Origin of the sequence: Providencia sp. PROV040, assembly GCF_032706145.1 — a bacterium.
GTDB classification, from domain to species: domain Bacteria; phylum Pseudomonadota; class Gammaproteobacteria; order Enterobacterales; family Enterobacteriaceae; genus Providencia; species Providencia hangzhouensis.
Window position 1 is genome coordinate 335,133 of the sequence record NZ_CP120530.1, and the last position, 20,239, is coordinate 355,371.

Consider the following 20,239-nt stretch of genomic DNA (forward strand, 5'->3'; position numbering starts at 1 on the left):
TCGAATATTCGTGATAAAGGAATAAACATGAAATGCCATCGCTTAAATGAAGTTATTGAGCTTCTGCATCCTGTCTGGAAAGATAATTCAGATTTAAACTTGGTAGAATTATTGCAAAAACTGGCTGATGAAGCAGGTTTTAAAGGCAGTTTATCTGAGTTAACAGATGATGTGCTAATTTATCATTTAAAAATGCGTGGTTCGGATAGCAATGAAGCGATCCCGGGTTTAAAAAAAGATTATGAAGATGACTTTAAAACCGCTATTTTGCGTGCCCGTGGCATTATTAAAGACTAAAACGCGATGGACGAAATAGAACATTCGAATTTCCATTTTAGTGGAATCTCCCCTGACTTAATTTTAGACGCCTTAATGGAAGTCGGGGTTTACCCCGAATCAGGTCTGCTTGAATTAAATAGCTACGAAAATCGGGTTTATCAATTCCAAGACGAAAATCGGCAACGCTATGTGGTTAAATTTTATCGCCCTGAGCGTTGGAACCGTTCACAAATTCAAGAAGAGCACGATTTCACTTTAGAGCTTCGAGATGAAGGGCTGTCTGTCGCAGCGCCTCTTGAGTTTGCTGGGCAAACGGTATTGGAGTTTGGTGGGTTTATATTTGCAATTTTTCCGAGTATCGGTGGCAGACAATATGAAACAGATAACTTGTTTCAATTAGAAAGTGTAGGCCATTTGCTAGGACGTATACACCAAATTGGCCAGCGTAAAAACTTTGCATTTCGTCCGACAATGGGTCTTGATGAGTATTTGGCACAGCCTCGCCAAGTGATAGACTCAAGCCCTTTGATTGCAGAACGCTATAAATCTCAATTTATAGAGTCTTTAGATGCATTGATTGCACAAGTAAAATTACACTGGACTGACTCAATTTCATCTATTCGCCTACAAGGTGATTGCCACCCAGGCAATATTCTGTGGCGCGATGAAGCTTGGCTGGTGGATTTTGATGACGCCCGAAATGGGCCTGCAATCCAAGACCTTTGGATGCTACTTAATGGCTCTCGCCAAGAACAAGCCATTCAATTGGATACGTTATTAGAAACGTATAATGAGTTTTGTGATTTTGATGTAAAACAGCTGAAGCTGATTGAACCTCTTAGAGCAATGCGTATGGTACATTACCTCGGGTGGATTATCCGCCGCTGGCAAGACCCTGCGTTTCCTCGAGCATTTTCATGGCTACAAGCTGATGATTTTTGGCAAAAACAATCGCTCGAATTTAATCAACAGATTGAACGGTTGCAAGACGCCCCTTTGCAGTTAACCCCTCAGTTTTAACTTTTAAGTTTTTGTTTTTGGAGAATGTAGTCTATGAAAAAAATTATGTTGGCTTTGCTTGGTATTGCCATGTCTTTTAGTGCTGCAGCGGCAAACTACACGGAAGGTAAAGAGTATACTGATGTTAAAGCTGTACCAAATTTACCTCAAGTTTTGGAGTTCTTCTCATTTTATTGCCCACACTGCTATCAATTTGAGAGCGTGTATAAAGTGCCTCAAACGGTAGAGAAAAACTTACCAGAAGGCGTGAAAATGGAGCGTTATCACGTTGATTTTCTTGGTCCTTTAGGTGCCGATTTAACTCAAGCTTGGGCCGTTGCGATTGTCTTGAAAGCAGAAGACAAAGTCACACCTATCCTGTTTGAAGGTATCCAAAAAACGCAAACTATCAACAGCAAAGCAGATATCCGTAATGCCTTTATCAAAGCAGGTATTTCTGGTGAAGAGTATGATGCAGCTTTAAACAGCTTCGTTGTGAAATCTATCGTTGCGAAACAGCAAAATGCAGCGCAAGACTTAAAACTACGCGGTGTTCCTGCATTATTTGTTGATGGTAAATACCAAGTTCGTAATAACGGCATCTCAGTTGATAACGCAGCGGACTACGGCAAAGAGTTCTCTAATGTTGTGAACTTCTTAGTAAATAAAAAATAATCGCAAATAGACGGTGGTATACTCGCCATCGTCTCTTTTTTCTATTAATATCCACAATTCAAAGACTTTCTCTCACCTGTATTAAACCCATTCAATTATGCGCTAACTCTTTGATTTTACTTTTCTGTTTATATTGTTAACAGCCATATTACTTGTTGAATTTACTGAGTAACACAAATTTACACACAAGCTTATCCACAGGATGTCAATCAGATACTTAGTTAATCGGCGTGATTAATTTCAACTAACTGTAATTAATGGTGTACTTATAATAGTGGATGATTTGGTGTGTTTTTAATTATCTAACTAAGCGGAATATAAAACTTGGGATGTATCTGAGGCCACATTATGGCATCCTATTGGTATTCGTTCCTGACTAAAAAGATGATGACAGATTATGGCTCAGATTGCAGAAAACCCTCTTATTTTGGTTGATGGTTCCTCTTACCTATACCGTGCTTACCATGCATTCCCTCCACTGACCAATAGTGCTGGTGAGCCTACAGGGGCAATGTATGGCGTGCTTAATATGCTACGTAGTTTAATTATGCAGTATAAACCTAGCCATGTAGCGGTTGTCTTTGATGCGAAGGGAAAAACATTTCGTGATGAATTGTTTGAGAGCTATAAGTCTCATCGCCCACCAATGCCTGATGATTTACGCGCTCAAATTGCTCCATTACATGAAATGGTGGAAGCGATGGGCTTGCCTTTACTGGTGGTTTCAGGAGTGGAAGCCGATGACGTCATCGGGACATTAGCCTGTGAAGCAAGCCGAAAAGGTATGCCAGTGCTAATTAGTACGGGCGATAAAGATATGGCGCAATTAGTTGAGCCTAACATTACGCTCATCAATACCATGAATAACACTATTCTAGGGCCTGATGAAGTCAAAGAAAAATACGGTGTTCCCCCTGAACTCATCATTGATTTTTTAGCATTAATGGGGGATTCGTCAGATAATATTCCTGGGGTGCCTGGCGTTGGTGAAAAAACAGCACTCGCTTTACTGCAAGGAATTGGTAGTTTAGAAGCAATTTATAATGACCTTGAAGCTATTGCCCCATTAGGTTTTAGAGGTTCTAAAACGTTAGCCCCTAAAATGGCGGAAAACCGTGATGTTGCTTTTTTATCATACCAATTAGCGACGATTAAAACGGATGTTGAGCTGGAAAAAACATGTGAAGAGCTACAAGTTGCTCAGCCAGATGTGGATAAACTGCATAAATTATTCAGCCGTTATGAATTTAAACGTTGGTTAGCCGATGTTGAAAATGGGACTTGGATGGAGGGGAAAGGCTCAAGTGCGAAACCTAGCCCAACACCAGCAGCGTCACCTGTGAAGCCATCAAACCCAACTGTGCCAACATTGTGTGCCGAAAATTACCAAACGATTCTAGAAAAAGCCGATTTAGAGCGCTGGGTTGAAAAATTAAGCAAAGCATCATTATTTGCTTTTGATACTGAAACCGATAGTTTAGATACCCAAGAAGCTCGTTTAGTGGGAATGTCATTTGCAATTGAGCCGGGGCATGCCGCTTATTTACCATTAGGTCACGATTACCTTGATGCGCCAGTACAGCTTCCTCTGGAAGAGGTTTTGGAACTTATGAAGCCTATCCTTGAGAGTGAAAACATCCTCAAAATTGGCCAAAACTTGAAGTATGATGCAGAAGTTCTTGAAAATTATGACATCGAATTAAAAGGTATCGGTTATGACACCATGCTGGAATCGTATGTGTTAAACAGTGTTGCGGGGATGGGACGCCATGATATGGACAGCTTGGCCGATCGCCATTTGAACCATAAAACCGTGAGCTTTGAAGAAATCGCAGGTAAAGGTAAAAAGCAGCTGACATTTAACCAAATTGCTTTAGAAGAAGCCGCTAATTATGCGGCGGAAGATGCAGATGTCACGCTATTACTGCATCAAGCGTTATATCCACAATTAGAGGCTGAACCTAAGCTTAATCACATTTTCCAGAATATTGAAATGCCACTTGTGCCTGTGTTAGTCCGAATGGAGCGTAAAGGTGTTCTAATTGATGCTAACGTGCTTGCTGCGCAGTCAAAAGTGATTACCGCTCGTTTAGCTGAACTGGAAAAGGAAGCTTTTGAGCTTGCGGGGGAGGAGTTTAACCTCGCTTCACCAAAACAATTACAAACGATTTTATTCGAAAAATTGCAGTTGCCAGTGATAAAGAAAACGCCAAGTGGGGCAGCATCGACGAATGAGGAAGTGCTTGAAGAATTAGCGCTAAACCATGCATTGCCAAAATTGTTGCTTGAGCACCGTAGTTTAGCCAAATTAAAATCCACGTATACGGATAAACTGCCACTCATGATTAACCCGCGTACTCAGCGTGTTCATACTTCTTACCACCAAGCAGTCACAGCAACGGGGCGTTTATCTTCTCGAGATCCTAACCTACAAAATATTCCAGTTAGAACTGAAGAAGGTCGCCGGATCCGCCAAGCCTTTATCGCGCGTGAAGGCTACAAAGTGATGGCAGCGGACTATTCACAAATTGAATTACGTATTATGGCGCATTTATCTCAAGATAAAGGCCTATTAACTGCGTTTGCGGAAGGGAAAGATATCCATAAAGCGACAGCCGCTGAAGTCTTTGGTGTACCACTGGAACAAGTCACCAGTGACCAACGCCGTAGTGCCAAGGCGATTAACTTCGGGCTTATCTATGGCATGAGTGCATTTGGTTTAGCACGTCAATTAGGGATCCCTCGTGGTGAAGCTCAGCGCTATATGGATCTCTACTTTGAACGCTACCCTGGTGTATTGCGTTATATGGAAAACACACGCTTACAAGCTTCTGAACAAGGTTATGTTGAAACACTTGAAGGCCGTCGCTTATATTTAGCGGATATTAAGTCGAGTAATGGAATGCGCCGTAAAGCGGCAGAACGCGAAGCGATCAACGCCCCAATGCAAGGAACCGCAGCGGACATCATTAAAAAAGCCATGATTGCCGTTGATAATTGGTTGCAAACTGAAAAACCGCATGCAGATATGCTAATGCAAGTTCACGATGAGCTGGTCTTTGAGGTCAAAGAGTCTGAATTAGAGCGTGTTCAAGCTCAGGTCCAGTCATTAATGGAACAAAGCATGAAACTGGATGTGCCATTAAAAGTGGATGTGGGAATTGGTGACAACTGGGATGAAGCCCACTAATTTTTAATCATATTGAATATATAGAACCTCCATTATGAAGAGACCCCCAAGAGTTGGATAACCAATTACTGGGGGTTTTTTACGTTTAAGCGAAGGTATAACAGATAATTATGCATTTGAAATTATTAACTAGAAATTCAATATAACTCTGCAATAAATCAATTATTTTTGTGATGACAGTCAAGAAAATGGTTAACATTTTTATGCGACATACATCTCATAAATATGTAATTAAAATCCGTTTTTTAGCTTATTTTATTCATATTTCTGTGCTGAATCGTAGAAAGCTTTGAAAAAAAATTACAAAAAGGCTTTTTTTCGAGCGAAAAATAAAGTACATTAATAGGCGTAGGGTACAGAGGTAAGATGTTCTATCTTTCAGACCTTTTACTTCACGTAATCGGATTTAGCTGAATATTAGCTGCTCCAGTCAAGTTTTTTGACTGGAGCATTTTTTTATCTAAAATTCAGTGGATTAGAATACGTAAGGGTGTTATGAGCCATTTCTGACTCACAACAAAAGAAATTAAGCCGGTGTGTTATACCAACTATCTAGCTTAATGCGGAGTTTATCGATACCAATCTTTTTCAGTGCTGAAAAGTATTCGACTTCAATATCCCCTTCAAGTGGAGCCAATGCTTGGCGAACTTCCATAAGTTGTTTTTTTCTTGCTCCAGAGGCCAGTTTGTCTGCTTTTGTGAGTAAAACTAAAACGGGTACATTCATCGCAACAGACCATTCAATCATTTGCATATCGAGGTCTTTTAATGGATGACGGATATCCATTAAGACAACCAGCCCCTTAATGCATTCTCTTTTTTGGAGATATTCCCCGAGTGCTTGTTGCCATTTACGTTTCATTTCTTCAGGAACTTCGGCATAACCATAGCCTGGAAGGTCAACAAGGCGAACGCCTTCCTCAACTTCAAATAGGTTGATTAGCTGAGTTCTTCCTGGTGTTTTACTGGTACGTGCTAAGCTTTTTTGCTGTGTTAATGCGTTTAACGCACTGGATTTCCCCGCATTAGAGCGGCCAGCAAAAGCCACCTCAATTCCAGTATCTTTAGGTAGATGACGGATATCGGGTGCACTGATGACAAACTTTGCCATCTGGTAGTTATGATTTTTAATTGCCATTTGTCGTTCTCCCTGAGTTAGCCTCAAAAGGCTTGGGGATTATAGCTTTGCTTAGCGCTTTCCGACAACTCGAAATCTCCTCTCAACCGCTTTTCTCTTGGAATCAGGTAATATTTTTCCTGTGTTGTAAGCCGCGCAATTGTAATAATAGAAAAATAGCCATTATTCATGACGCCTTTTGCTGAAAGTGGTCTAGAATTTAACGCATTTGATGCACTTTTGTTTTTGGGCGTAAATATAGGTAAATCTTCAGCATTCTTGTTAGCTTCACTCTAGAATTGCTTGATTGCAGTTGTAATGAGCTATAACGAAAGGGACCTTACATGTTAAAACGAATTTTTGTGCCACTTTTGGCCGTCTGCGCAATGAGCGCATCTTCTCTTGCTTTATCTGCGGGTGAGACTTATGTCAAGCTAGTCACGTCGGCGGGTGATATCGAATTAGAACTGAATAGTAAAAAAGCCCCTGTTACGACAGAAAATTTCGTTCAGTATGTTAATGAAGGTTATTACAACGGAACTACTTTCCACCGTGTTATTCCAGGTTTTATGATCCAAGGCGGTGGCTTTAATAAAGATTTACAGCAAAAGCAAACCCGTGCCCCAATCAAAAATGAAGCAGATAATGGCTTACGTAATTTGCGCGGTACTATCTCTATGGCACGTACTGCAAATAAAGACAGCGCAACGAGCCAATTCTTTATTAATGTTGCTGATAACGCGTTCTTAGACCACGGACAACGTGACTTCGGTTACGCCGTATTTGGTAAAGTGGTGAAAGGGATGGATGTTGCAGATAAAATCTCTAAAGTAAAAACGGAAAATGTAGGGCCATATCAAAATGTTCCTGTAGAGCCAATTACAATCATTTCTGCTGAAGTGATTAAAAAGCCTTAGTGATTAAAAAACAGTAGTAATTAAAAACTATCGTGTCGAATACAGTGGGTAGGTTGTTTTAACGTGCCCACTTTTTTTTAAAATCCGCTTTTCCTTCCCCTTTGAGTTTCTCTTTATTCACTATGTTAGTTAAAATGTGTCAGTGCTTATTATGTTTTAATCGCCTTTTATTTCATTGTATTTAAAGTAATTCTCAATCAAAATGTGAGTTTGTTATAGGGATGTAAATATAATTCCATGATTTTTATATGGAAATTTTCTCTGAGAAAAAATAATCATTGACTTAAATAGGCTATTTTCCTGCTTTGGCTGTGCTATGATAGCCGCCCTTATTATTTTTATGGTGTTTTAATCACCGTTCTGATTGCCAACACAATAAAAATATGCATAAGAAATAATACATAATGATAAAAATCAGTCGGATAGGCTAATATGCTTCTACTTATTGATAATTACGATTCATTTACTTACAACTTATACCAATACTTTTGTGAGTTAGGGGCTGAAGTTGTTGTAAAACGTAATGATGAAATTACCATCGAAGAAATTGAACAGCTTTCGCCTACACATCTTGTGATTTCACCTGGGCCATGTACACCGGATGAGGCTGGCATCTCCCTTGAGGCGATAAAATATTTTGCAGGTAAGCTTCCCATTTTAGGTATTTGCTTAGGGCATCAAGCCATTGGGCAAGCTTTTGGTGCATCAGTTGTTAAAGCACGAGAAGTTATGCACGGTAAAACCTCTGCTATTCACCATAATCATCAAGGGGTATTCAAAGGCTTGAACCGGCCCTTGACGGTGACACGTTACCACTCTCTGGTAATTGCGGCAGAGACACTCCCTGTTTCTTTTGATGTATCAGCATGGTCACTGAATAATGGTGATGTTGATGAAATCATGGGAATACGGCACAAAACCTTGCCTATAGAAGGCGTTCAGTTCCATCCTGAAAGCATTCTGAGTGAGCAAGGCCATGAATTACTAAATAATTTTCTAAAATATTAATTTATAAATCTGGTTCAGAATAAATTAATTATGCATATTATGCCCTTTGCTATTGCTCTTTTTTGATTTTTTATTCATATTTAATGATTATATTTTCATTATCGCATTAAATAAGAGCAGGTGAGGGGTATGTCAGAACAATACGCAGCAGAACAACACGCAGTTAATCGGCAGACTTTCGATCAAGTTATGTTACCTATTTTTTCGCCGGCGGAATTTATTCCAGTTAAAGGTGAAGGTAGCCGTGTCTGGGATCAGCAAGGTAAAGAATATATTGATTTTGCTGGTGGGATCGCTGTTCTTGCTTTGGGGCATTGCCACCCTAGTTTGGTGGCTGCGGTGCGTGAACAAAGCGAAAAGCTATGGCATGTCAGTAATATTTTCACCAACGAGCAGGCGTTGAAGTTAGCACAAAAACTTACGAATGCGACATTTGCTGACCGTGCGTTTTTTGTGAATTCAGGCTCAGAAGCTAACGAAGCCGCGTTTAAATTAGCGCGTCGCTACGCTATCACTAAATATAACCCATATAAAACGAAGATTATTGCTTTCAAACAAGCCTTCCATGGGCGCACATTATTTACCGTTTCGGTGGGCGGGCAAGCGAAATATGCAGATGGTTTTGGGCCAAAGCCTGCGGATATTATTCATGTGCCTTTTAATGATCTTGATGCAGTCAAAGCGGTGATTGATGAAAATACCTGTGCAGTTGTCCTCGAACCGGTGCAAGGAGAAGGTGGTGTAACCGCAGCAACAGCAGAATTTCTGCAAGGAGTTCGTAAGCTGTGTGATGAAAATAATGCATTGTTGATTTTTGATGAAGTACAAAGCGGTATGGGGCGTACAGGTAAATTATTCTCTTATATGCACTACAATGTCACTCCCGATATTCTAACCACAGCAAAAGCATTGGGTGGCGGTTTCCCTATTAGTGCAATGATCACCACTGAAGAAGTGGCAAAAACCATGGAAGTGGGCTCGCACGGCACCACCTATGGTGGCAATCCCTTAGCGTGCGCAGTAGGTAATGCGGCGTTTGATATTATTAATACTGAGGAAGTATTAAATGGTGTCGAAAAGCGTCGTGAATTATTTGTCGCTCATTTAAATAAACTGAATGATAAATATCACATTTTTTCTGAGATCAGAGGAATGGGGTTATTAATTGGCGCTGAATTAGACGGCAAACTATTGAATCGTTCGAAAGATATCCTGCAAGCTAGTGCAGTAGAAGGCCTGATGATGCTCAATGCTGGCACGAATGTTTTACGTTTTACGCCTTCACTGATTATTTCTGAGGAAGAAATTAATAGTGGGATGGCGAAATTAGAAACGGCGATTGGTAAGTTATTGAATTAGTGGTTTATTGAAAAGTTGCAGAGACATTTCTGTCTCTGCAACTTGTATCGTTAATATTACGTTCTATTTCGGCCAGATATTTTTATTGTATTTTTCGCTTTTAATTCTATTTGTTTTTGTTGCAATTGTTCTGGTGTGCTGGATATGGTGATGCCAGCAGCCAGACATTGACTGTTATGGGAATGTGAATAATTCATAACTGTTTTTTTCTGCATTAAACTACGATTGTTCTGTGTATTTTTTGCCGTGACGTTCTCTTTACTATCTATTGTTTTTTGTTTAATTTCACTTGGCTGCTTGACGATAGTTTCTTCATTTGTAGATAAATCATCTAGAGGTACGTCAATAAGAGTTATTGTATTTAGAATGTATTCGTGTGACCTATGATGGAATTTATCAAGCAGAGTGAAATAGTTATTACTTAACTCCTCTAACGAGTTTTTTAATTCTCTATTTTCGAGTCTTAGTGCTTTAACTAATGACGAATCTTCCATTTCATTGGTTTCGGGCTTCGTTAAAAAAGTTAATTCGTCATCAAAATCAAATGAATGGTTCTCATCATGATAAATAGGGGTGCCATCTTCATCATAGGCCATTAAAGTTTTTTCGTTGTAATTATTTAATGTTATATTATGAATTTTGCTTTTAATATAATCTAATTCATTAGTTAATAAATTTTTAATGGAGTGCTGTAAACTAATTAATGATTTTAAATTTTCATTTTTGTCTTCTATATCAGGCATGTCTAATATTTCATTGTATGATGATTTTAAGAAGGAGTGTTTTTTTTCTATACAGACAATGCCTCTTTTTTTTGACTCATATTTTATATCTGACTTTAATTCAATAATATCATTTTTTATTTTTTGATATTCTTGTGTAAAAAAAATATTCTTATTTAATTCATTTAAACTGTATGTATAATAATCTATTAGGTCATTTTGTTCTGTTAGTATTTTGTTATTAACCAATTCTTCGTCATAATGACTGTCTATTTTCGATGCGTTGGTTATTGTCTTGCTAATGTTTTCCTTGATTTTTTTTGCTGTTGGTGATATTTCAAACGACTTTTTAAGTAGTTCATTTTCTAATGATATTATTTTTTTTTGATTTAATTCGATTTTTAATCGTGAGTTATTCTCATTTTTTTTGGTTTCTATTTTTTTTAACTCTAGGTAAAACGTTGAACTCATATTTACTTTGTTTTTTTTGTTAAAACTAAATAAATGAATGAAATTATTCAATCTAGTATTACGTATTTTCTTAATTATGGGTAAATAATTTTCCACTATTTCTAATGCCATGTTTTTTTTAAAGATGGGATTGCTTACATTTCTATCGTCGGTGTCTATGTGCATGAGAGATCCTTAATTATCAATTAATGCTATTTTGGGTTGTTTTTAGGTTAATTAATATAATAAATCGATGTTTATGATTATTTATTTACATATGTGTGATATTTGTGTTTGGATTTATTCTAGCCAATGCAAATATTTTAATTAATTGAATAATAAGTCGATTTTACTTATTTTCTTATTGGTGACTTGTAAAGTGCTAGTAATTGAGAGTTAGTCTTCATTTGGGCATCTATTTCAGCGATTATTTTTATATGGTTATTCATTTCTTGGGTCAATTGGTATTCTTTTTCTATTATTTTTAATAAATCAGAACTATTAACTAAAATTTTATTTTTTACTAAGTTATCTTTGCTAAGGCTGGTTTTCTGTGTGGTAATTTTACTCGATAAATTATAATTTTCTTTTATTCGTTGTGCTCTTAGTAATGATGACTTTGTTTGCGGTATATTTCCATTGAACTCAAAAGTGGTTTTTGGCAAAGGCGTTAGTCTTTGATTAGGGGGATTCTTCTCGCAAGTTTTATAATGTATATAAACTAATTGTTTATTGAATTTGGTGTTTTTTTTGTATTTAATACCCTCTGATGGTCGCGTAATTTGACGAATAGGTTCTTGAATGAACGAGTTTTTTAAAGGGAGCATTGAGCTATTTTTATTAGTTAGGGGTTTAGGTAATGCAAAGTTTTTTATAATTTCACGTTTTTCTTTTTGGCTTTGATTATTAATGCCAGAGATCTTAATATCGCGATATAAAAAATTAGTATATCCAGTCTTTTCGCAAGATAAATGTTTGTATTGGTCAAGCGTAACTCTATTTTCTTTTATTAACGAGTCAGTATCTTGTTCAGTAATGAAAACAGGTGAATATTTCTCGTATAGGCTAATTTTCAATTGATTGATTTTTTCGTAAAATTCACGGCTGCTTAAACATTTAATGCTATAGACCTCTCCTGAGTCGCTCTCATAGGGCGAATCAATACTCTCTAAACTACAGGAACGTGTTGGTTTTGGCTGGTTATCAGCGCCAAGTGGTTTTTTTCCCTGTGAAGAGGTGACCGTAAAAATTTTTTTGATGAAATCATCGGAGTTAATAATTTTTTTGAATAGTGTCGGATTATTCGATAAACCGCTTAGTGTGATACCCATAAATATTTCCCTAATTAATAAGATAATAATTATTATTCTATAGGGACAATCGGTAGGAAGAATATAAAGAAGCGATTTTACTAGAATTTAAGATGATAAATAATAGCCCAGCCAAAGGTGGCCAGGCTGAAAGGTTAATTAACGTGTGCCGTAAACAACGATGGTTTTACCATGTGCAGAGATCAGGTTTTGATCTTCTAACATTTTCAAAATACGGCCAACTGTTTCACGGGAACAACCCACGATTTGGCCGATTTCCTGACGGGTAATTTTGATTTGCATACCGTCTGGATGTGTCATCGCATCAGGTTGTTTGGCTAAATTTAATAGAGTTTGAGCAATACGGCCTGTAACGTCTAAGAATGCGAGGTTACCGACTTTCTCAGAGGTTGTTTGTAGGCGACTAGCCATTTGCGCGGAAAGGCGCATTAAAATATCAGGGTTAACCTGAATCAATTGACGGAATTTTTTATATGAAATTTCAGCAACTTCGCAGGCTATTTTTGCTCTAACCCACGCAGTACGTTCTTGCCCTTCTTCAAATAACCCAAGCTCACCAATGAAATCCCCCTGATTCAGGTAAGAGAGGATCATTTCTTTGCCTTCTTCATCTTTAATTAAAACAGCCACCGAACCTTTAACGATATAGTAAAGGGTTTCTGCTTTCTCACCCTGATGGATAAGAGTGCTCTTGGATGGATATTTATGAATATGGCAGTGTGACAAAAACCATTCAAGAGTAGGGTCTGTTTGTGGCTTGCCGAGAACCATTAGCGTTATCCTCTGTATGTTATTGCAGCCATTCGGAAAAACGTACTAGAAAGGCTGGCTTTAAAGTCACTAGCTTAGCATATTAATTTGCCTTATATACCTTTAAATAATCAAGGGGCTGATTACTTCAGCGTTTTTGATTGCTCTTGGTAACGCAAATTGATATCAACACTATAATATGATCAATTAAACTGTTGAGTTTTGATCTTAATCCTATCAACTAAGTATTGTTTGTAGCATATTCAATAAAGAAAGTCTTCCCTGTATCGCTTCAGCCAAATAAAGTTGATATAACATTCCTTATATCTATGGAACAATGTAGCCTTTAAACCGATTTCATTTCAAGGGGAAATACAATGGAAGCAAGAGTAAAGTGGGTTGAAGGACTTTCTTTCTTAGGGGAGTCAGCATCTGGGCACCAAGTGATGATGGATGGCAATGCGGGTGATAAAGCCCCAAGCCCAATGGAAATGGTGTTAATGGCAGCGGGTGGTTGTAGCGCGATTGATGTCGTTTCGATTTTGCAAAAGGGCCGCTACGATATTACGGATTGTGAAGTTAAATTAACCTCACAACGTCGTGAAGAAGCCCCTCGTTATTTTGTGAAAATCCATTTGCATTTTATTGTGACAGGGAATGAATTAACGGAAAAAGCAGTCGAACGTGCCGTCCAACTTTCTGCTGAGAAATATTGCTCAGTTGCATTGATGTTAGAGAAAACCGTTGAAGTCACACACAGTTTTGAAATAAAAAACTAAAAATAAATTTAATTTTTATTAATATATTTGAATTGAAAGATGCTTACCTTAATTAATGATAAGCATCTTATTCATTAATCAAAAAATAATTTAATTGTTGTTCTTTTGATTAATTAGTTTTTCGACTATTGGTGCCATAATTAATTCCATTGCTAAACCGAGTTTCCCTCCTGGGACGACAATTGTATTCATTGCTGAAATAAAAGAGCCAGATATCATTGACAGCAAATAGGGGAAATCAATTTGCTCTAGCCCACGAAAGCGGATCACAATAAAGCTTTCGTCTTGTGATGGGATAGCTTTAGCCGAAAATGGGTTAGAGGTGTCTACTGTCGGAACGCGTTGAAAATTGATGTGGGTGCGAGAAAATTGTGGCGTGATGTAATTTATATAGTCCCCCATAGAACGTACAACAGAGTCCATAACTGCTTCGCGGGAGTGCCCTCTCTCTGTGGTATCGCGGATCAATTTTTGGATCCATTCGAGATTGACAATAGGGACAACACCTACAAGTAAATCAACATGTTGTGCAACATTATGTTCCGGAGTGACAACGCCACCATGCAGCCCCTCATAAAATAAAATATCTGTTTTGTCTGGTAGTGGCTCCCAAGGGGTAAATGTCCCAGGTTGCAAGCCATACGGTACCGCTTCATCATAAGTATGTAGATATTTACGGGACTGTCCACAACCTGTTTTTGCATAGTCGATTAAGGTTTGTTCAAGCAACGCAAAATCATTCGCTTCGGGGCCAAAGTAACTGATGTGCCGGCCTTGTTCTCTGGCTTTACGGATAGCCATATCCATTTCAGGGCGTGTATAGCGATGAAAGCTATCCCCTTCTAATGTTGCTGGTTGGATATTTAATTGGTGAAAAACTTTACGAAATGCTTGGCTAGTTGAGGTTGTGCCAGCTCCGCTCGAACCAGTAATAGCAATGATTGGGTGCTTTTTGGACATCGTGGACTCCCTGTGTTGCGCTTATAAGCACTATTTTAATCAATAGTGCATGAAGCGGATTAACGGGTGTTAGGGTTTTGAGTTTTATTTGATGGTTTTACGACATGATTGTGTGGAAAACCCGTAACTTAATTCATGATAGATGATGACGTAAAAATGAACCATAGAATAAAAACATCAGACAGAAAAACTCCCCTTAGGCATGAAATTAACTGATTCATGCAATTCAGACCAGACTAGCACAATTTCACCAGAAACTAACTGCCGTTTCACATCGTTGACCTTATCTTGTAAGCTTTTTTCATGGGAGCCGTAGTCGGTTCCTTCCCGTAAGACATAGCTTTCAATTAGGTTTTCCAATGTTTCAGGTTCAAGTTCTTGCCAAGGAATAATCACATTATTTCCTTATCTAAATAAGGCGTTAACCATTGAGGGATGCGTGTTTCTAACCACATTTGCGGTTTCCTCAAGGTACCGCTCACAAAGCCTACGTGCCCACCATGTTCTGTCATTTGGTATTCCACATTGTGGGGTAAAAATGATAAATCAGGAACAACCTCAGGCGCCATAAATGGGTCATCTTTAGCGTGGATAATCAATGTTGGCTTCGTGATATAAGCTAATTTAGGTAATGCGCTGCATTTTTGATAATAATCTGTCGCATCATCAAAACCATGAATACGAGCAGTGATCACATCATCAAATTCACGGATGCGTTTTAGTTGTTTAAGCTGCAGCAAGTTTAAAGGTAGTGAGCCAGGGTAGCGTACCAATTTACGCGTTGCATTACGTTTTAAGCCATTTAGTAAATAGCGTTGATAGAATTGAGATATTCCTTTTTCCATCCGCAAAGAACAGGCTTCTAGCATTAATGGGGCCGAAACCACGACGCCCGCATCTAAATCTGCATTTTGCCCACTTTCTGCGAGATAGCACGCTAACATATTACCACCAAGAGAATAGCCGACTGCGGCCGTCGGCGTATCACCATAGGTTTGTTTTAACCAACGGAGAAAATAGCGAGCATCACTGGTTTCACCTGAATGGTAAATTCGCTGTTGGCGATTGGGTTCACCGCTACAACCGCGAAAATGCATAATTACACCCAACCAACCATGCTTTTGGGCCGTTTCTAGCATCCCGTGGGCATAAGGGCTCTTAAAATTGCCTTCGAGACCATGGAAGATCACTAAACGTGGCTTATGTGCCGCTAGCTCAGGTTTTTCACTCCAAGCGAGATCGATAAAATCGCCATCAGGCAATTCAAGCCGCTGCCATATTGGTTTGATTTTCGGTGTTCTACGGAAAATCCTTGGCAGTAATGTTTGGAGGTGTGGATTTTTAGCCCAACTTATTGGACGAAAGTTTTCTGACATAGCCTTATTTTTATTTAATGGAGACTCTTGTGAGTCACATAACATACTGTTATTTTTTTGTGATGCAAGTAAACAAATTTGAGTTTGAGGCTAAATTATAAATGACATTGGGGCTGGTTTTTTCTCTTTTTACGTTTTTATTCATTGCTGCAGTCACTCCCGGCCCTAACAATATGTTGCTAACGTCAAGTGCAGCAAACTACGGTTTTCGCCATACGATTATATTATGCCTTGGTATTATGTTAGGGATGCAGTCAATACTCTATCTCTCCGCATTCGGGGTTGCTGCACTTTTATTGCTCTATCCTGCGCTTCATGTCGCCTTAAAATTCGCCGGAAGTCTATATTTGCTATGGCTAGCATGGAAAACAGCGACAGCAAATTATGCACCACTGAAGACGAATAGCGAAGTTGCGAAAAGCATTACTTGGTATCAAGGCGGCTTATTACAGTTTTTAAACCCCAAAGCATGGATGATGGGGCTAGGCGCTGTCGGGGGATTTAGCCTCCCCGGTGAATTATTTACCCAATCTATTTTAATGATGAGTATCGCATTTGTGATAGTTAACTTAGTGGCGGGTTTAATTTGGATGGGGTTTGGTTCATTAATTAGCCTATTTTTACGTAGCCGTCGTGCTTGGTTTATTTTTAACTGGGTGATGGGGATTTTAACGGCTTTGTGCGTTCCCCTGATTTGGTTGGAATGATTTTCTGATAAAAGTGCAGTTTATATGACCCATCAAAAAGCAGCCCATGGGCTGCTTTTTACATGTAAGGGAGGCGATTAATCTAAATCGACGTTTTTAGTGCCGAAAAAGTAGGTAAAAATAAAACCGAATAAGTAGGAAACGAATAACCCGCCCACATAAACTAACATCCCTGGGAACACGCCATCAGCAGAGGTCATCATTGGGATAGCGACTAAGCCGGACGGGCCAAAGACAGTATTTAAACCAACGGGTAAACCCATCCAAGCCACGAGTCCAACAAAGAACCCCCCAGCAGCACCGCCTAAACATGCGGTGACAAACGGCTTCATTCGAGGAAGAGTTACACCGTAGATAAGTGGTTCACCGACACCTAAGAAACCTGGAATGATGGCCCCGCGAATCTGATTACGTAACACTGAATCTTTTGCGGCTTTAACGTACAACGCCATCGCTGCACCAACTTGCCCACCACCAGCCATTGCTAGGATAGGGAAAAGTGAGTTAAAGCCTTGGGTTTCAACGAGTGCCATATATACCGGAACAAAACCTTGGTGCACGCCAAACATTACTGCAATTAAGAATAGCCCAGCAAGTATAGCGGTTCCGAATGGGTTGCTGCTTAAATGAACAAAAAGCCATGACATACCAGAGAATAACCAACTGCCAATTGGCATGATGAAGATAAACACTGCAGCACCAACAATTAACAAGGTAATTGTTGAAGTTAAAATCATATCAAGGTTGGCTGGAATAATTTTACGGACTTGTTTTTCGACCCATGCCCCAAAAATACACGCAATTAATACCCCAATAATGTTACCTCTTGGGTCGATAGCCAACCCGAAGAAGCTATTCATATCAGAATAGAACCCCTTAGCTATTTCAGGGTTGTACCCAAGAACAAACAGTGAAGCAATGATGGCGCCATTTACTGCGCTACCGCCAAAGGCTTTTTGAGTGTTATAACCGATAAGAATACTTAGGAAGCTAAACAGCCCTTTGCTAAATACCGACATATACAGAATCGTATGTACGAGTAGGGTCTGCTCTTCAGGTTTTGTCGGGAGCCCTGCTGGAAAATAGGTTTGTTTCGCCAGAGTTGCAAAACCTAATAGTAAGCCCGCAGCAATAAAACCTGGAATTAGTGGAGTAAATATGGTGGCAAATTTGGATAAAAATCGGTGAACGGCACTGGTTTGTTTCTTTTTCAGTTGCTGCTTATTTGCGGATGCAATATCGTTCAGATCCTGAGGCTGGGCTGCTGCTTCGTGGTTATCCTCTTCATCACTATCTAAAAGTTGGTTCATCAAGTCCGCGGCAGTTTGCGCTTTACCTGGGCCAAGGATCACTTGCAGTTGTTCATCACTTTCAATAACGCCAAGCACTCCTGCAATTTGTTTGAGTGCAGCTTTATCGACTAGCTGGTCATTGTTGAGTGTGAGCCGCAAACGGGTCATACAATTACCCGCTAATTTAATATTACGGCGTCCTCCAACGTGTTGCAGGATCTGCTGTATCATTTCTATTGTTATTTTAGCCATACTATTTATCCCATTGAAGTCCGCAAGTTAGGCGGATGAGGCCATATTGAGAGCCGTACGAATAAAACCGTTGTTATCTAAGAGTAGTTGACGTGCGTCATCGGCATTTAAACCCGATAACACCATTAAAATGGCAGTTTTGCAGTGCCGGTTACATTGTTGAAGGGCGGTCTCTGCGGTAGTTCGGTCGCAGTCGGTTGCTTCCATCACAATTTTAGTTTGTCTTTCAATGAGTTTGGCATTTGTTGCTTCGACATCGACCATTAAATTACCAAACACCTTTCCAATACGGATCATCGCCCCAGTGGTGATCATATTCAGCACTAATTTTTGTGCTGTTCCTGCTTTCATGCGTGAAGAACCGGTGACAACCTCTGCACCTACAATGGGAGTAATAGCAATATCTGCGGCATTGGCAATTGGGCTATTTGGGTTACAGCTAATGGCCGCTGTTGTTGCACCAACAGCCTTCGCGTATGCTAAAGCGCCTAATACATAAGGCGTTCGCCCACTGGCTGCGATACCAACTAACACATCATTATCATTAAATTGAATATCTTTGAGGTCTTGTTCACCCAGTTCAGGCTTATCTTCTGCATTTTCTACGGCACGGAAAATAGCTTGATGGCCACCGGCGATTAAACCCACAACTTGTTCATGTGGCGTCCCATAAGTTGGCGGGCACTCACTGGCATCAAGGATCCCTAAACGGCCAGAGGTTCCTGCACCTGAATAAATCAGACGACCGCCTTTTAAGAAAGCCTCTGCGACTTTATCAACCAGTTGAGCAATTTCAGGGAGCACTTTTTCAACTGCTAACGGAACGAGCTTGTCCTCATCATTAATGACCTTCAGCATTTCAGCCGTTGATAGTTGGTCGATATTAGTACTGGCTGCATTGCGGCTTTCAGTTACCATTTTGCTTAAGTCGATAGTCATAAAAATTGCTCCTAAATCAGTTATTGGGCTAATATAAGGAATTATTTATTCCTTATATGTGATTAACATCACGGTGCTATCTATTCTAACTTGTGAATATACAAGAATATTTTGTGATTAATTTTATAAGCTAAAGTCACGACTCTTTGAATTATAAGTATTATTCATCAGGTATCAGTGGCTTGATTGAGGAATAATTTATTATTATTTTTTTATCTATAGGTCTGGCTATTACAATTATTATTAGAGGTCACCATGACATTATTGGACATCATTACCTACTCACTACCGCGATTAGCGGAAAACCAACGCAAAATTGCCCAATTTATCCTTGAAAATCCCGAAAATGTACTAAATTTGTCGTCTCAGCAATTAGCGGAAATTTTAGATGTTAGCCAATCAGCCATCGTTAAGTTTAGTCAGAAAGTTGGTGTAAAGGGGTATCCTGCCTTGAAACTTGCACTTAGCGAGATTATTGGGCGCCAACAACTCAAAGATGGAGCGCCTCATTCCGCTCTACATAACCGTATTGCGCCTGATGATAACTTGATGGTTGTTGCTCAGAAACTCGCAATGGAAAAAAATCACTCCATTACAGAAACAACAAAATTAATTGATTTCAAACAGTTTGAACGTATTGTTGAGCGAATAGACCAATCACAGCGAGTACAGATTGTCGGGATTGGTGGGTCAGGTTTAACAGCAAAAGACCTCAGTTACAAATTACAAAAAATTGGTATCACAACACTTGTGGAGTCAGACCACCATGTGCAAATTGCTGCGGCGCTGACTCTCAATACTCATGATGTACAAATCGTTATTTCTTTTACAGGAAGACGTAAAGACATGCTAACAGCAGCGAATATTGCGCGTAAGCAAGGGGCATGCGTCATCGCGATTACTCGTGATTGTGATTCCCCCTTGGGGCAACTTGCTGATTATGTTCTTGAAAGTATCGCGGAGGAAGATGAATGGCGTAGTTCATCAATTTCTTCAAGAACCGCACAAAATACGCTAACAGACTTGATCTTTATGGCGTTATTACAACGAAGAGAAGCGAAAGCGAAGTCGTTGGTTATGAATGCAAGAGTAGTAATTAATAAATTAGATGAATAGTTGGCGGCTTGAATTCTCATC

At 39.3% G+C, this 20,239-nt stretch carries 19 protein-coding genes; 10 read left to right on the forward strand and 9 right to left on the reverse strand.

All coding sequences use genetic code 11. From position 1 onward, the window contains the following. Window positions 1-27: 27 nt before the first annotated feature. The 4 genes from P3L40_RS01495 (at window position 28) to polA (ending at window position 5,143) form a co-directional block, all read left to right on the forward strand. Window positions 28-297 (forward strand): YihD family protein, encoded by a 270-nt coding sequence (locus P3L40_RS01495; protein ID WP_004262581.1) that lies wholly within the window; start codon window positions 28-30, stop codon window positions 295-297. A 6-nt stretch (window positions 298-303) separates the two neighbouring features. Further along, complete coding sequence (locus P3L40_RS01500; protein WP_247605783.1) at window positions 304-1,299, forward strand: serine/threonine protein kinase; 996 nt, start codon at window positions 304-306, stop codon at window positions 1,297-1,299. A 33-nt stretch (window positions 1,300-1,332) separates the two neighbouring features. After that, the gene (gene dsbA, locus P3L40_RS01505; protein WP_004262579.1) at window positions 1,333-1,953 is read left to right on the forward strand and encodes a thiol:disulfide interchange protein DsbA; all 621 of its coding nucleotides are present in this window, start codon (window positions 1,333-1,335) and stop codon (window positions 1,951-1,953) included. 397 nt (window positions 1,954-2,350) lie between these two features. Continuing rightward, window positions 2,351-5,143, forward strand: a complete 2,793-nt coding sequence (gene polA, locus P3L40_RS01510) for a DNA polymerase I (RefSeq protein WP_110592665.1) — start codon at window positions 2,351-2,353, stop codon at window positions 5,141-5,143. A 526-nt stretch (window positions 5,144-5,669) separates the two neighbouring features. Here the strand turns inward: polA and yihA are convergent. Beyond that, window positions 5,670-6,281, reverse strand: coding sequence for a ribosome biogenesis GTP-binding protein YihA/YsxC (yihA, locus tag P3L40_RS01515; protein ID WP_036958591.1), 612 nt, complete (start codon window positions 6,279-6,281; stop codon window positions 5,670-5,672). Between the two features lie 323 nt (window positions 6,282-6,604). Here yihA and ppiA point away from each other — a divergent pair, with 323 nt between their 5' ends. From ppiA to P3L40_RS01530, 3 genes are all read left to right on the forward strand, one after another. After that, window positions 6,605-7,177 carry a peptidylprolyl isomerase A gene (ppiA, locus tag P3L40_RS01520; protein ID WP_004262568.1) on the forward strand — a complete coding sequence of 191 codons (573 nt, stop codon included), beginning with the start codon at window positions 6,605-6,607 and terminating at the stop codon, window positions 7,175-7,177. Between the two features lie 432 nt (window positions 7,178-7,609). Then, window positions 7,610-8,185, forward strand: coding sequence for an aminodeoxychorismate synthase component II (locus tag P3L40_RS01525; protein ID WP_004265957.1), 576 nt, complete (start codon window positions 7,610-7,612; stop codon window positions 8,183-8,185). Between the two features lie 129 nt (window positions 8,186-8,314). Then, entirely contained in the window at window positions 8,315-9,544 is a 1,230-nt protein-coding gene (locus tag P3L40_RS01530; protein WP_210852423.1) for an aspartate aminotransferase family protein, read from the forward strand. Between the two features lie 56 nt (window positions 9,545-9,600). Here P3L40_RS01530 and P3L40_RS01535 read toward each other — a convergent pair whose 3' ends face one another. The 3 genes from P3L40_RS01535 to crp all read right to left on the reverse strand — a co-directional run bounded on the left by P3L40_RS01535 (window position 9,601) and on the right by crp (window position 12,818). Then, complete coding sequence (locus P3L40_RS01535; protein ID WP_210852422.1) at window positions 9,601-10,902, reverse strand: hypothetical protein; 1,302 nt, start codon at window positions 10,900-10,902, stop codon at window positions 9,601-9,603. Window positions 10,903-11,069: 167 nt separating this feature from the next. Beyond that, on the reverse strand, window positions 11,070-12,047 hold the full coding sequence (locus P3L40_RS01540) for a hypothetical protein (RefSeq protein ID WP_196732428.1): 978 nt from the start codon (window positions 12,045-12,047) through the stop codon (window positions 11,070-11,072). Window positions 12,048-12,185: 138 nt separating this feature from the next. Next, window positions 12,186-12,818 carry a cAMP-activated global transcriptional regulator CRP gene (crp, locus tag P3L40_RS01545; protein ID WP_004262556.1) on the reverse strand — a complete coding sequence of 211 codons (633 nt, stop codon included), beginning with the start codon at window positions 12,816-12,818 and terminating at the stop codon, window positions 12,186-12,188. Between the two features lie 356 nt (window positions 12,819-13,174). On the opposite strand from crp, the gene P3L40_RS01550 reads away from it, so the two are divergent. Beyond that, the gene (locus P3L40_RS01550) at window positions 13,175-13,576 is read left to right on the forward strand and encodes an OsmC family protein (protein ID WP_004262554.1); all 402 of its coding nucleotides are present in this window, start codon (window positions 13,175-13,177) and stop codon (window positions 13,574-13,576) included. A 90-nt stretch (window positions 13,577-13,666) separates the two neighbouring features. Here P3L40_RS01550 and P3L40_RS01555 read toward each other — a convergent pair whose 3' ends face one another. From P3L40_RS01555 to P3L40_RS01565, 3 genes are all read right to left on the reverse strand, one after another. Continuing rightward, window positions 13,667-14,536 carry a phosphoribulokinase gene (locus P3L40_RS01555; RefSeq protein ID WP_004262553.1) on the reverse strand — a complete coding sequence of 290 codons (870 nt, stop codon included), beginning with the start codon at window positions 14,534-14,536 and terminating at the stop codon, window positions 13,667-13,669. 177 nt (window positions 14,537-14,713) lie between these two features. Further along, complete coding sequence (locus P3L40_RS01560; RefSeq protein ID WP_004262551.1) at window positions 14,714-14,932, reverse strand: YheU family protein; 219 nt, start codon at window positions 14,930-14,932, stop codon at window positions 14,714-14,716. After that, window positions 14,929-15,912, reverse strand: coding sequence for a hydrolase (locus P3L40_RS01565; protein ID WP_036958590.1), 984 nt, complete (start codon window positions 15,910-15,912; stop codon window positions 14,929-14,931). The genes P3L40_RS01560 and P3L40_RS01565 overlap by 4 nt, the downstream gene beginning before the upstream one ends. A 101-nt stretch (window positions 15,913-16,013) precedes the next feature. Here P3L40_RS01565 and P3L40_RS01570 point away from each other — a divergent pair, with 101 nt between their 5' ends. Next, a complete protein-coding gene (locus P3L40_RS01570; protein ID WP_004262547.1) occupies window positions 16,014-16,619 on the forward strand; it encodes a LysE family translocator in 606 nt (201 codons plus the stop codon). Window positions 16,620-16,696: 77 nt separating this feature from the next. Here the strand turns inward: P3L40_RS01570 and murP are convergent, their stop codons facing one another. Together murP and murQ are read right to left on the reverse strand one after the other, a co-directional pair. Continuing rightward, the gene (murP, locus tag P3L40_RS01575) at window positions 16,697-18,163 is read right to left on the reverse strand and encodes a PTS N-acetylmuramic acid transporter subunit IIBC (protein WP_004262534.1); all 1,467 of its coding nucleotides are present in this window, start codon (window positions 18,161-18,163) and stop codon (window positions 16,697-16,699) included. A 27-nt stretch (window positions 18,164-18,190) separates the two neighbouring features. After that, the gene (gene murQ, locus P3L40_RS01580; protein ID WP_004262531.1) at window positions 18,191-19,102 is read right to left on the reverse strand and encodes an N-acetylmuramic acid 6-phosphate etherase; all 912 of its coding nucleotides are present in this window, start codon (window positions 19,100-19,102) and stop codon (window positions 18,191-18,193) included. A 255-nt stretch (window positions 19,103-19,357) separates the two neighbouring features. Between murQ and P3L40_RS01585 the strand changes: the two genes are divergently transcribed. Continuing rightward, window positions 19,358-20,218 (forward strand): MurR/RpiR family transcriptional regulator, encoded by an 861-nt coding sequence (locus P3L40_RS01585; protein WP_004262528.1) that lies wholly within the window; start codon window positions 19,358-19,360, stop codon window positions 20,216-20,218. Window positions 20,219-20,239 lie beyond the last annotated feature (21 nt).